General features: G+C 44.3%; 12 protein-coding genes. 4 read left to right on the top strand and 8 right to left on the bottom strand.

Features of this window, described 5'->3' with window-relative positions:
• Positions 1 to 23: 23 nt before the first annotated feature.
• Positions 24 to 977, bottom strand: a complete 954-nt coding sequence (locus NSQ09_RS12655; RefSeq protein WP_341031583.1) for an N-acetylmuramoyl-L-alanine amidase — start codon at positions 975 to 977, stop codon at positions 24 to 26.
• Positions 978 to 1,097: 120 nt separating this feature from the next.
• Here NSQ09_RS12655 and NSQ09_RS12650 point away from each other — a divergent pair, with 120 nt between their 5' ends.
• Both NSQ09_RS12650 and NSQ09_RS12645 read left to right on the top strand, forming a co-directional pair.
• Positions 1,098 to 1,355, top strand: coding sequence for a YciI family protein (locus tag NSQ09_RS12650; protein WP_341031581.1), 258 nt, complete (start codon positions 1,098 to 1,100; stop codon positions 1,353 to 1,355).
• 110 nt (positions 1,356 to 1,465) lie between these two features.
• Entirely contained in the window at positions 1,466 to 2,824 is a 1,359-nt protein-coding gene (locus tag NSQ09_RS12645; RefSeq protein ID WP_041339714.1) for an IS1182 family transposase, read from the top strand.
• Between the two features lie 138 nt (positions 2,825 to 2,962).
• On the opposite strand, the gene phrA is transcribed toward NSQ09_RS12645, so the two are convergent.
• From phrA to yjoB, 3 genes are all read right to left on the bottom strand, one after another.
• Complete coding sequence (gene phrA / locus NSQ09_RS12640; RefSeq protein ID WP_003245487.1) at positions 2,963 to 3,097, bottom strand: phosphatase RapA inhibitor PhrA; 135 nt, start codon at positions 3,095 to 3,097, stop codon at positions 2,963 to 2,965.
• Positions 3,087 to 4,223, bottom strand: a complete 1,137-nt coding sequence (gene rapA, locus NSQ09_RS12635; RefSeq protein ID WP_341031579.1) for a response regulator aspartate phosphatase RapA — start codon at positions 4,221 to 4,223, stop codon at positions 3,087 to 3,089. The genes phrA and rapA overlap by 11 nt, the downstream gene beginning before the upstream one ends.
• Before the next feature lie 145 nt (positions 4,224 to 4,368).
• The gene (gene yjoB / locus NSQ09_RS12630; RefSeq protein ID WP_003245490.1) at positions 4,369 to 5,640 is read right to left on the bottom strand and encodes an ATPase YjoB; all 1,272 of its coding nucleotides are present in this window, start codon (positions 5,638 to 5,640) and stop codon (positions 4,369 to 4,371) included.
• A 148-nt stretch (positions 5,641 to 5,788) separates the two neighbouring features.
• Here yjoB and NSQ09_RS12625 point away from each other — a divergent pair, with 148 nt between their 5' ends.
• Both NSQ09_RS12625 and NSQ09_RS12620 read left to right on the top strand, forming a co-directional pair.
• Complete coding sequence (locus NSQ09_RS12625) at positions 5,789 to 6,253, top strand: DinB family protein (RefSeq protein ID WP_341031576.1); 465 nt, start codon at positions 5,789 to 5,791, stop codon at positions 6,251 to 6,253.
• A 224-nt stretch (positions 6,254 to 6,477) separates the two neighbouring features.
• On the top strand, positions 6,478 to 7,242 hold the full coding sequence (locus NSQ09_RS12620) for a sulfite exporter TauE/SafE family protein (protein WP_014476525.1): 765 nt from the start codon (positions 6,478 to 6,480) through the stop codon (positions 7,240 to 7,242).
• Between the two features lie 40 nt (positions 7,243 to 7,282).
• Here the strand turns inward: NSQ09_RS12620 and NSQ09_RS12615 are convergent, their stop codons facing one another.
• From NSQ09_RS12615 to NSQ09_RS12600, 4 genes are all read right to left on the bottom strand, one after another.
• Complete coding sequence (locus NSQ09_RS12615; RefSeq protein ID WP_341031574.1) at positions 7,283 to 8,776, bottom strand: UxaA family hydrolase; 1,494 nt, start codon at positions 8,774 to 8,776, stop codon at positions 7,283 to 7,285.
• Positions 8,773 to 10,215 (bottom strand): tagaturonate reductase, encoded by a 1,443-nt coding sequence (locus tag NSQ09_RS12610; RefSeq protein ID WP_341031572.1) that lies wholly within the window; start codon positions 10,213 to 10,215, stop codon positions 8,773 to 8,775. The genes NSQ09_RS12615 and NSQ09_RS12610 overlap by 4 nt, the downstream gene beginning before the upstream one ends.
• Positions 10,216 to 10,289: 74 nt before the next feature.
• Positions 10,290 to 11,291: a LacI family DNA-binding transcriptional regulator gene (locus NSQ09_RS12605; RefSeq protein ID WP_041333918.1), complete on the bottom strand. Its 1,002-nt coding sequence runs from the start codon at positions 11,289 to 11,291 to the stop codon at positions 10,290 to 10,292.
• Between the two features lie 87 nt (positions 11,292 to 11,378).
• On the bottom strand, positions 11,379 to 12,647 hold the full coding sequence (locus NSQ09_RS12600; protein ID WP_017697312.1) for an MFS transporter: 1,269 nt from the start codon (positions 12,645 to 12,647) through the stop codon (positions 11,379 to 11,381).
• Positions 12,648 to 12,658: the final 11 nt, after the last annotated feature.

Genomic DNA, 12,658 nt, shown 5'->3' with positions numbered 1-12,658 from the left:
CTTCACAGCTTCCGTCTTTTCATTTACAGCTTTTCCTCCATCTTCGCTTTCGTTTTCGGACCGTAAATCCCATCAGCCGTTAAACCGCTGACAGACTGAAAACGTTTCACTGCATTTGCTGTTTTCGGGCCATAAACGCCGTCAACGCCGTGATTTTCCGCTCCTTTATCAGGATAAAAATAAAGAGCGGCTAAAGCAGTCTGCACCTGCTTTACTTTTGTCCCTTTCGTCAGCGGGCTTGTCACTTTGATCACGCCGGATGGGAGCGGATATGAGGATGCGGCATGGCTTTTAGAAGCAGATGCCGTCTGAGGCAGTTTGATCACCTGTCCGATTTTGATGTGGTTCGGGTCAGTGATATGATTGATGCTTTGCAGCGTTTTCACACTGGCCCCGTGTGATGCGGCAATCCCTGACAGTGTGTCGCCTTTTTTTACATGATATTCAGACGCCGAAGAAGAGACTGCAGCTTTTTTCGCTGATACGCCCCCGTTTAATTCCTTTTCAATCGCCGCCTTCACTTGATCCCAGCGCCCCTCTGATAAAATGCGGTGCGGGCAATACTTTCCGCTCCAGTCCTGATGCTTTCTCACCCGATCGATGCCCCAGCCGCGCTCCTTCAACAGCTGTGCAACAAATGAAATCGCCAAGGCTTCAGCTGCCTGATACTTCGGGCCTCCCGATTTGCTGTAGCAAATCTCAACGCCGATTGATTTGCGGTTTCCCGGACCGTTTGTGCCGTCACCTGTGTGCCAGGCGTTTCGGTTAAGCGGCAGACCTTGAATCACCTCTTTATCATCGACTGCAAAATGAAAGCTTGTCGAGCTTGTGTTCCCGATCATATAGCTGATTTCATTGGCCGCTGACGCATCGTTTGCCGTGTTGTGAATGGTAATGTATTCAGCGGACATTGCATTAGGACACTTCAACGCGTATTTCGCCTCAGAAACCAAATTTTTCTTTACCGGAATGCTCACCTATCATCTCTCCTTTTCTTTTTTCATAAATAGGTGGCATTCGCAGGACGAAAAACTCATATCATCTATCACCGTAATATGGATAAATATGTTAAACTGAAGTTCACGGAGGGTCTGAATATGTATACATATTTAATGCTGACAATGAGAACGGAGAAATTTAATCAGGAGCATGTGGCTGGACACTATGAATTTCTGGATCGTTTACAGGCAGAAAAGCGTTTAAAAATGTTTGGGCCATTCAGCGACGCCACAGGCGGAGCGTATGTCATCGAAGCAAATTCACTGGAAGAGGCAGCGGAAATCGGGCATGCGGATCCGCTGGTGGCAAGTGGATCTTCTAAGCTGACGATAAAAGAATGGAAGCTGAAGAAATAAAAAAGACCCTTAAGGGTCTTTCAGACTGTAGACAAACTGGAAGAAATCCAGTTTGCCTACAGTCTTTTTTATTTTACAATGGAAGTACTACATAACTTGAGGTGATTGACATGCTTTCGAAACATAATCCCATTCAACGAGATCAATTAGAAATGATTACGTTAAATCAATTGGTACCGGCCAGCCACTTGGTTCGTAAAATAGAGGCAGCACTTGATTTTTCGTTCATCTATGACTTGGTGAAGGACATGTATTCAGAAATCGGTCGTCCCAGTATTGATCCTGTCATCTTAATTAAATTGACCTTCCTTCAATACACGTTTGGAATCCGGTCCATGCGCCAAACGATTGAACAAGTGGAAACCAATATGGCCTATCGCTGGTTCCTTGGGTATGGTTTTCACGATAAAGTGCCTCATTTCTCTACGTTCGGAAAAAACTATGAACGCCGTTTTAAAGATACCGATCTGTTTGAACAGATTTTCTATCGCATCTTAAAGGAAGCTGCCGAGAAAAAGCTAATCAGTGCCGAGCACGTTTTCGTGGATTCGACCCATGTTAAAGCGAGTGCGAACAAACGCAAATTTGAAAAGAAAGTCGTTCGCAAAGAGACACGCGCGTATCAGGAACGCCTTCAAGAAGAGATTAACCAGGACCGGGAAGATCACGGAAAAAAAACATTTCCTCCGGACAAGTTTGAGAAGGAAGAGAAGAAAGAAATCAAAGAAAGCACCACCGATCCAGAGAGTGGTTACTATGTGAAGGATGAACGGACGAAGCAGTTCGCCTATTCTTTTCACGCAGCCGCGGATCGTAACGGTTTTGTGCTTGGCACCATGGTCACACCTGGCAACACACATGATAGTCAGATTTTAGAGCCATTGGTCGGAAAGGTCATAGAGAGAGTCGGAAAGCCTGAAGCGGTCGCCGCAGATGCCGCGTACAAAACTCCTGCGATTACCCGTTACTTATTGGAACAGGGGATGACCCCTGCCTTGCCATACACACGACCACGTACGAAAAAAGGTTTTTTCCGAAAACATGACTATGTGTATGACGAATACTTTGACTGTTATCTTTGCCCGGCAGGTGAGATCTTGGCCTACTCGACAACGAATAAAGAAGGATATCGGGAGTACAAATCGCCAAAACAGATTTGTGCGACATGCCCATTTTTAGCCAGATGTACGGAGAGTAAAGACCACCAGAAAGTGGTGACGCGTCATATTTGGCAGGAATACGTAGAAGAGGCAGACCATCTTCGCTATCACGCAGAGGTGAAAGAGATTTATGCCAAACGTAAAGAAACCATTGAGCGTGTATTCGCAGATGGAAAAGAAAAGCATGGCATGCGTTGGACAACGTTAAGGGGACTTAAAAAATTGTCGATGCAGGCGATGCTTACTTTCGCTGCCATGAACCTGAAGAAGATGGCCAACTGGACGTGGCAAGGTCCAAAAATGGCCTAAATGATGAACTCGAAGAGGTCTGTCTTTTTATTAAATAGCTTAAAATCCCATAAAAAGCTAAAAAGGGGTTCGGAATGAGACCATTCCGAACCCCTTTTGTCGACAAACTGAAAGACCCTTAAGGGTCTTTTTTATGCATCATGTTTGATTGCGTGCCGCAATATGAAATGTTTTCCCTTCTGTGTTTGCTGTTTCACCTGCATGAACCATCACCTGAGTAAAGCTGAACCCGACCGCAACGAGCAACAAACCTGACATCCATTTAGATTTCATATAAACAATCTCCTCTCTGGATTTGTTTTTGTGCGTGCATCATTTTCTCATAAAATGAAAGTGCTTTTTCGGGCTGTCCGTTTTCTATATAGAATTGGGCAGCATCATGCGCCAGCTCTTCAATATAAGGATACAGCATATGTTCTTCAAGAAATTGAAAGGTGTGTGAGACCGATTCTGTGTCAATGTTTTTTCCGTATAACGCATGTAAAAATTGAAAAAGCTCCACAAATAATTCATCACTGTATTGACGGGCGATTTCCAATCCTTCACGATACTTTTTTTGCGCTTCGGCGTCATTTTTTTGTTTATACAGAACTTGTGTTAAAGAGTAGATAGAATGCGGAAGATTATCGAACTTTTCCGACTTGCAAATAGAAACAGATTTCTCAAAGTATTCGGCTGCCTTTTGCAGTTCACCCATTTTCTCATAGCAGTTTCCGAGATTATATAGGGCGGAACTGATCAGGCGGGGATTGCCTTCTTTCTTTGCAAGATCTAAAGCCAGTTCTAAGTGGGGCAATGCTCTTTCTGGATACTGCATATCATCATAATTACCTGCAATAACGAATTCACATTGGATTCTGCGGACGGTGTACGTTTCATACATTTGGTATGTTTCTAATGCCTGAACGGCGTAGCTCATCGAAACATAGGTTTGTTTTAAATTGTAAAAAATCTCAGCCATTTTAAAAGCAAACTCTGCTTTCTCAATATCATCCGAGACGAGGGCAAGATTCTTTTCTGCCCGTTTATAATACATCATGGCACTGACAAACATCTTCTGCTTAAATTCATACATTCCTCGAAAAAAGTTAAAGTAATATTCGAGAAGCCCTGTCAGCTTGTACTGATTCCCTTCGATGTCTTCTAATAATTCTGAAAACTCCAGCTGCGACGTGTCCTCTCCAAAAGGCTTAATGTAATCCAGCATGACACGGTGCCTGAACTCCATTAAAGAATAATACAGCAGCAAATCTTGGTCTTCTTCCATATCCTCAATTTCTCTTTCTACTTCGAGCTTGACCCGTTCGGCTTCAGCGACGTGGAACTGCCGGATATGAGTATACCATTCATTAATTTTAAGCCCGACATAAGAGGACGGAATCGTCTGCTTCATCCTCAATTAATCCCCCCTTTTTGAATTACCCGAGATATGTCATATTTTATCATATTTGCAAGAAAAAGAAGAACGCAAAATAACCGCAATTGTCGAATTTCGGCTAACCGCAACAAAAAAGCACGGGTTTTTCAAACACCCGTGCTTTCTTTTAGTGAAAACCGACTTTGTTTCTTTCCATCCAGCTTCCCCGCTGGCTTTTTCTTTGCTCTCCTGTCATGTCTTTCACCATGGTTTCAATATGGTGATTCCCTTCTTGGTGCCATTGAAGGGCTGAAGATACATATAATTCTCCCAGCTGTGCAAAGGAAAAGCCTTCTGTAAGCTTTGCGGCGTTTTTTATTTCTCCTTCACTCAAAAAGATGCCAAAGCCTCTCATTTTCATATATTCCAGCCGCAGCTCTTCATCCGGAAGCCCGATTTCATAGGCACGGTCAAATCGCCCTGCACGATTCATCAAACCTGGATCGATCTCTTCGGGATAGTTTGTCGTACCGATGAGAAATAGCCCCTCTTTTGATGTCGCGCCGTCCAGCGTATTGAGAAAAAAGGACCGCACATCTTCCGGCATCGAATCTATATCCTCGATGACCAGAACTGCAGGAGCGAGGCGTCTCGCTGCCTGAAAGACTTCTTCTATTGTCTCACTCGACGTAAATTCAGTAATTTGCCAATAAGCAACAGGTGCATCGATACTGCCTGCGATCGACTTCACTAACGTCGTCTTTCCGTTTCCAGGAGGTCCATATAACAGAATACCGCGCTTGTAAGGGATGTCATATGTTTGATAAAACGATTTATCACTATGAAAAAACTGATCAATTGATCTGTATATCTCTTTTTTCAATAGCGGATTCATGATGACTTGACTCCGCTGAACCTCTCTGACAATGGCTTCCTGCTCTCTTGAAGTCCCTCCATCTCCATCCGTAAACACGGTCACTTTTCGCTTGCTTTTTTCCCAAAGACGCGGTCTGACTCCCTCCAGAAATGCACGCATCTTTTCATCGTTAACCGCAAACAGACAATCAAAACTCATAATGCTCCCATCTTGAAAATATGGAATTCTGGCAAAAGCAACTCCCTTTTCAGGATACGCGTATACACTGTTTCTTATAGACTTATGGACGGTATAATCCGGTTCTTTCTCATCTTCATCGTAAGCAAAGGTTTTCTTTTCAAGCTTTTCAAATATATATGCCACATGCTCAGGCTCCAATGAACCGCTGCGGACATCTTCTACAAGAAGCTCCCAGTATTCCGTATTTGGATCATCACTGGCATAGAGCTCATAGAATACACCGTATTGATCATAAAGCGTTTCTTCAATCCGTGTGATAAGGTAACCGAAAGTGCCGTAGCCCGCCGCAGCTCTTTCATTCTCTTTTTCTTCGTACTGATAAATGAAAGGTATGTTAGTCATGTTTATACTCCATTTCATGTTTTGTGAACGTTATATATACGATTGACATAGCATTTTGTTTCATCCCACAGCATATTACTTGTGAATTCATAACCGTTGATATAGGATTTCATTGCACCATTTATTTTTACATATGGAGGAGATCATAATGAGCCAATCCAATCAAATTGTCAGCCATTTTTTATCCCATCGAAACGTGACCAATGAGCTTGCCGAAAAAATCAGCAAAGACCATTACAGCTACAAACCGGCAGAAACATCAATGTCAGCAGAAGAGCTGGTCAAACACATTCTTACGTCTTTCCACTTGTTCGCAAATGTCATTAAGGAAGGCAATGCCTTACCATTTCAAAACAAGCAGGAAGAAACAGAAACAGATCTCAATGTTCTGGCAAAAACATATACAGAAAAAACGGCCGCTATCCTTGAACAGCTGACTGAAGAGCAGCTGGACAGAGAAATTGATCTGACATCCGCTTTCGGCAGAAAAGTCACAGGCCGCGCGCTGCTTCAGCTTGCAATGGAGCATGAAATTCACCATAAAGGCAACCTGTTCGTGTATGTGCGGGAAATGGGCCACACTGAGCTTCCTTTCTATCAGCAGCGCATGTAGCGTAAACAAGAAAAAAGATACCTGTTAAGAGGTATCTTTTTTTTGCGCCTTTAGTACTTCTCGATTTCGTCCAGACACTCATTATAGGGCAAATGAATAGAGATATTGAGCATACCAAAATTCCAAGCAGCTGACGTGCAAAAATTCAAAAAATTTAATTGATTAACGCGTCCTAATCATATATAATCTGATAAAAATAGTCGGGTTTTCAGGAGGCCTTTATCATGAGTGTAAGCATCATATTGATGGGTTTGTTTGTCGGAGCCTTAGTCGGATTGACGGGAGTGGGTGGAGCGGCCTTATTAACTCCCCTTTTAATTGTGCTTGGAATTAATCCTTCCATCGCGGTCGGTACAGATCTTGTATATAACTCGATCACAAAGCTGTTTGGCGTTGCCTCCCATTGGCGGCAGAAAACGATTAACTTTAAATTGGTAAAATACTTAGCCATCGGCAGTATTCCGAGTGCTTCGCTAGCCATTGGCATCTTGCATTTGTTCCCCGCCTTTCACCAGCATCAGGAAGAAATTATTAAGCACGCTCTAGGATATGTGTTAACGCTGGTTGCCATTTCAATCATCGTTCGTTTGTTTTTGGATAGAAAACTTCGCCCCAACCGCTGGCAGCTGATGCCGCTTGAAAATAAGAGGGCCCTGACAATTCTTATTGGTGTGGTGTTTGGGTTTATCGTCGGATTAACATCAATCGGTTCCGGCTCATTATTTGCAATCGCCATGATTTACTTATTTAACATGAAAGCGTCACAGATTGTCGGAACCGATATCGCGCATGCATTTCTTCTTGTTACGGCAGCAGGCATTTTGAACGCAAGCTTCGGAAGCGTGGATTACATGCTGGCAGCTAATCTGCTCATTGGTTCAATTCCCGGCGTGCTGATCGGAAGCCATCTTTCGCCTCGATTCTCCCCGCGTCCACTGCAATTTATTATGGCGTCCATTATTTTAGTCAGCGGTTTAAAATTGATTTAATGAAAAAGGCTATCCGCGCTTGAAGGATAGCCTTTTCTTATTATAGCGTCACACCCGATTTAAAAATGGCGAGTTCTCTGAAATCATTTTTTTCATGGTTCACAAGCCGGCCGCTTGCCACCTCAATCATATAGTGGATAAACTCACACAGCACATATTCCTCATGAACATCATCCTCTGCTAAAAGGCCTGCGTTAAAATCAATCCAATGCGGCTTCGCCTCATACAGCTCGGTGTTTGTCGCTACTTTCACCGTCGGGACAAAGGTGCCAAACGGCGTGCCCCTTCCCGTTGTAAAGAGGACAATTTGGCAGCCGGCAGCCGCCAATGCGGAGGAGGCGATCAAATCATTGCCTGGCGCGCTCAAAAGCGTCAGCCCTTTTGTCTTGAGCACTTCCCCGTATTTCAAGACATCCGTGACAGGAGAAATCCCCGCTTTTTGCGTACAGCCCAGGGATTTATCCTCAAGTGTAGAAATGCCGCCCGCTTTGTTGCCCGGTGAAGGATTTTCGTACACCGGCTGATCATGTTTAATAAAGTATTGTTTGAAATCATTGATTAAATCGACTATCTTATGAAACACTTCTTCATTGGCAGCCCGCTGCATCAGGATGGTTTCTGCGCCGAACATTTCCGGTACTTCCGTCAGCACAGTACTCCCTCCCTGTGCAATGAGATAATCTGAAAAACGTCCAAGCAGCGGGTTTGCGGTTATGCCGGAAAAACCGTCCGAACCTCCGCATTTCAGCCCGATCTTCAGTTCAGACAGCGGAATGTCTTCTCTCTTATCTCCTTTGGCCGCTTCATGAATTTCCTTCAGCAAAGCAACACCTGCCTCCATTTCGTCGGTCACCGACTGGGATTCCAGAAACTTCACCCGCTCCAGGTTCACATCTTGCAGTGCTTCCTTCATTCTTGCCAGCTCATTGTTTTCACAGCCAAGCCCTAACACCAAGACGCCGCCGGCATTTGGATGGCGAATGGCATTCAGCAGGATTTGCTTCGTATTTTCATGATCGTCGCCAAGCTGCGAGCATCCGTATTGATGCTTTAACACCAGTACGTTATCAAATGGAGCGATATCCCCTGTTTCTCTGACAAAACGCTGCAGCATTTTTTCTGCTATTCCATTGACACAGCCGACAGTTGGGACAATCCACAATTCATTCCGTACACCCGCATCTCCGTTTTCTCTTCTAAAACCTTTAAACGTCCGGTTCTCATTAGAATACGGATTTTCATCAAATCTCGGTGTATAGCTGTATGATTGGATATCAGACAGGTTTGTTTTCGTATTATGGACATGAATATGCTCTCCGATCGAGATATCTTGTGATGCATGACCGATTGGAAACCCGTACTTGATGATGCTGTCATTTTCTTTAATAGGCTGCAATGCAATCTTGTGGCCTCTTTTTATATCATCCTTTACTTCAACCGACACACCGTCCGCATGCAGCCGCTCTCCCTTCTCAATATCCCGCAGAGCAAGAAGGACATTATCTTGCTTATGAATCTTTATAAACGACTTCAACGTACCTCTCCCCCTTGTATGCAGTATTGTTCAAGAGCCCTCTGCATGCCCAGCTCATGAATATGATTCAAGTAAACAGCGACTCTATCAGTCAGCCTCGGTATCTCATTGAGATCTGCCCCCCACAGCCGCTGTTCGCCTAACACTCTTGATGCAATCCGAAGCATGTCGCCATCCTCCTGACACCAAACCTCTTTGAAAAATTGAAGCACTGCCGGATCATCCTGCAATGTCTCATTATCATGATAAAAATACAGAAGAGCGCTGAAAGAAAACACCAAGCGTTCAGGAAGCTGTCCCTTTTGTTCAGCATATTCCTTAAGAGTCGGCAGATTTCTCGTTTTGAATTTGGAAACGGAGTTCAATGCAATGCTTTCCAGGTAATGCTTAATATACGGGTTTTTAAAACGGTTCAGCACATCGTCAGCATACTGAAAAAGACCTTCCATTTTTAAAACAGGAAGAATTTCGTCATCAATCAGCTCTCTTATAAATCGCCCCACTTCCGGATGCTCGACTGCATCCCTAACAGTCTTCAAGCCGTATAATAAAGCCACTGGCGTCATTGCTGTATGAGCGCCATTTAAAATTCTTACTTTTTTAGTCCGGTATGGGGTGAGGTCGCTGACGATCTTTGTATGCAGCCCTGCAGCCGCAAAGGGAAGTTCTTTTCCAATCCAATCAGGCCCCTCGATAACCCATAAATAATATTGCTCTCCCACAACTATCAAATCATCCTGATAGCCAAGATCTGCCGTGATCTCATCAATGCTGTCGACGGGAAAACCCGGAACAATCCGGTCTACTAAACTATTACAAAATGTATTGGCCTCATGAATCCACTGTGTAAATCCTTCCTCCAGCTTCCACAGATGTGCATAATGAAGAACCGTTTCCTTCAGCTTTTCACCGTTCTTCTCGATCAGCTCACATGGGATTAGGACACAACCTTTTGTCTGATCTCCTTTAAAAGCCTGATAGCGGAAGTAGAGAAATGCAGTTAATTTCCCAGGGAATGTTTTTTGCGGCCTATCCTCTAAACGATCTTTTTCATCACATACAATCCCTGCCTCAGTGGTGTTGGAGATGATAAACCGAAGCTCTTCGCTTGATGCCAATTCTTTGTATGCTTCATAATCAGAAAACAGGTCAATCCCCCGGCTGATTGAGTTGATAATCATATGCTCGTTTACCGCTTCTCCGTCTTTCATTCCTTGTAAAAAAAGCGTATATAGCCCATTTTGCTGATTTAATCGTTTGATTTTTTCTGAGCCTCTTGGCTGGACAACCGCCACGCTCCCATTAAAATCAGTGTGTTGATTCAATTGATCAATCTGCCAATCGATAAATCCCCGAAGAAAGTTTCCTTCTCCGAATTGGAGAATTTTTTCTGGATACCGAGTATAGTGATCGTACACATTTTTATTCAGCTTCTGCACCCTTATTGCCTCCCTCTTTTTATGCACACGTTAACATTTTTCTGTATAAAGAATGCCCGCTGAAAAACGGGACATCACGTCATCAATCGTCTGACTGAATCACGCACCATGAATTCTGTGTTTTCCAAGATTTTTTCTGCTTTTGTTTCGGGCTTGCTGATCAGCGACAAGAGTTTTTGCGCGCCGAGCACGCTGATTTTCTCCACTGGTCGCTTTACTGTTGAAAGCCTTGGCGTGATGTACTGTGAAAACCCAATATCATCAAACCCGATCACCGAAATATCATCAGGAACGCGCAGTCCCTTTGCGAATATCGCATTCATCGCTCCGATTGCCATGTCATCATTCGAACAAAAAACAGCGGTAGGAGGATTCGGCAGCGCCAGCAGCCGCTCCATCGCTTGAAATCCGCTTTCCATATCGTACTGTCCTTTGACACTGTATTCATGTTTGATCGGAATATGATGTTGAATCAGTGCAGATAGGTAGCCTTCCTTTCGCTGCTGGGAGGATTTAAAGCCTTCGATCCCCTCGATGATGGCGATGTTTTGATGTCCGTTCTTAATAAAGTATTCTACAGCTTCTTGAGAGCCTTCCTTGTCATTGGACAAAATATTCGTGATGGTGCGATCATCAATATCACGATTCAGCACGACAAGCGGAATGTTTTTTTCGCGAATATGGTAAATAAAAGAATTATCAATGTCACTTTGGCTCATTAAAATGATGCCGTCATATCTCATCGGTGTAACGGAATCATAGTTTTTCAGATCATCAATGCCGCGCACATACAGATTGTAATCCTCACTTATGGCTTGATTGACGCCTTTGATTGTGTCTGCAAAGAAGCTGTGTGAGGTTCCGTTTGTAATGCTTGTAAAGAACAGCCCGATCGTATGCGACTTTTGCATCGCCAGACTTTTCGCATTTACATTTGGTGTATAGTTGAGCTGCTCTGCTAGCTCTAATATTTTTTTCTTCGTATGTTCTTTGATGTAAGGGCTGTTGTTGAGTGCTCTGGAAACGGTTGTGTGGGATACGTTTGCGAGTTTTGCGATATCTTTAATGGTTACCATCTAATTCCCTTCCTTATCATACCGGCTGCGATTATTTACTGTATATTGTATCATCAAACATACCGCCTCTCCCACTATATTTCCAGATTAATAAGACACAGGATTCTCCGCTTCTGTTCCCGCTGTCTTGCCAATGATTGGACGGACAAAACGAATCACAGCAAGTGAAGCGAAGACAGCCAGCCCTCCGGCAAGCAAAAATGCTCCGGAAAACGTGCCTGTTTGGTCAACAATAAATCCGGTTAAAGCCGGGCCGATAATTCCTGCCGTGTTGGCGAGGAAATGCATGAAGCCGCCAACAGAACCGACATTGTTTTGATCAACCACATCTTGAATGACAGCCCAATAGATAGCACCGGTCAAATAAAGAAAGAACACTGACAGAGCGACAAGAGTGACAGCCCCCGCAGTCGTTGCCACAAGCCCGGCAAAACCAATCAGGACAGCTGATGAAAACAAACACGTGACAAGCACAACCTTGCGCGAGAACAGCACACCTTTTCGGGCTGTTTTTTTGTACACATAGTCAGAAACAAATCCCCCCGCAGCCAGCCCGATAAATCCTAAAATCCAAGGTATGACCGTGATGACACTCATCGATTCAACACTTAATCCCCGCTCGTCGACAAGATAGCTCGGAAACCACGTCAAAAAGAAGAAGAGGATGTAGTTGTAAGCGAAAAAAGCGAACGCCGTGAACAGGACCGTTTTTTGCTTCAGGTAAAAGGTGAGCGGAATTTTTTCTCCGGGAGACGTTTCTGCTTTTATTGCCGGTGCTTCCTTCATCGTCTCTTGCGGCTTTTCTTTGACAAACTTGAACCAGAGCACTGCCCATATCAATCCAATAATCATAATGAGAACGAAGGATACCTTCCAGCTGAACGCCACTGCGATCATGCCGACTATCGGGCCGGAAATGGCTCCCCCGAGCGGCGTGCCGCTGTTGGTTACACCGATAACAGACGCCCGCTGGGTCGGCGGGAACCAGTTGTTCACCATCTTGTTGATGGTCGCCGAAAGCGGGCCTTCTCCCATTCCGAAGAGAATGCGTATAATCAGCAGACTGACAAAGCCAAAAGCAAGGGCGACTGCTCCGCTAAACAGCGACCAAACAACCATCGCGACAAACAAGGTCAGCTTTGCCCCATAGCGGTCGGATGCCACGCCCCCAAGAAAGTTAAAAATCGCATAACCAATCGAAAAACTGCTGAAAATCAAGCCCATTTGCGTTGCAGACAATGTGAGATCATCCTGAATAAAAGGAGCTGCAATGGAAAGCGCCGAGCGATCCAGGTAATTAATCACCCCTGCCAGGAACAAAAAAAGGATAACGGGAAGCTTATCTTTTGAAAACATCTCAACCTCAC

The sequence above is a fragment of the Bacillus sp. FSL W8-1202 genome (genome assembly GCF_038006165.1).
Taxonomy (GTDB): Bacteria; Bacillota; Bacilli; order Bacillales; family Bacillaceae; genus Bacillus; species Bacillus subtilis.
The sequence above is the reverse complement of the archived record's forward strand: the minus strand, read 5'-3'. Positions and strand labels throughout refer to the sequence as shown.

What these genes read in the sequence shown, in the direction of transcription:
- NSQ09_RS12650 (WP_341031581.1), top strand. Translation starts at nt 1,098, where the DNA reads ATGTATACATATTTAATGCTGACAATGAGAACGGAGAAATTTAATCAG.
- NSQ09_RS12645 (WP_041339714.1), top strand. Translation starts at nt 1,466, where the DNA reads ATGCTTTCGAAACATAATCCCATTCAACGAGATCAATTAGAAATGATT.
- phrA (WP_003245487.1), bottom strand. Translation starts at nt 3,097, where the DNA reads ATGAAATCTAAATGGATGTCAGGTTTGTTGCTCGTTGCGGTCGGGTTC.
- yjoB (WP_003245490.1), bottom strand. Translation starts at nt 5,640, where the DNA reads ATGACTAACATACCTTTCATTTATCAGTACGAAGAAAAAGAGAATGAA.
- NSQ09_RS12625 (WP_341031576.1), top strand. Translation starts at nt 5,789, where the DNA reads ATGAGCCAATCCAATCAAATTGTCAGCCATTTTTTATCCCATCGAAAC.
- NSQ09_RS12620 (WP_014476525.1), top strand. Translation starts at nt 6,478, where the DNA reads ATGAGTGTAAGCATCATATTGATGGGTTTGTTTGTCGGAGCCTTAGTC.
- NSQ09_RS12605 (WP_041333918.1), bottom strand. Translation starts at nt 11,291, where the DNA reads ATGGTAACCATTAAAGATATCGCAAAACTCGCAAACGTATCCCACACA.
- NSQ09_RS12600 (WP_017697312.1), bottom strand. Translation starts at nt 12,647, where the DNA reads ATGTTTTCAAAAGATAAGCTTCCCGTTATCCTTTTTTTGTTCCTGGCA.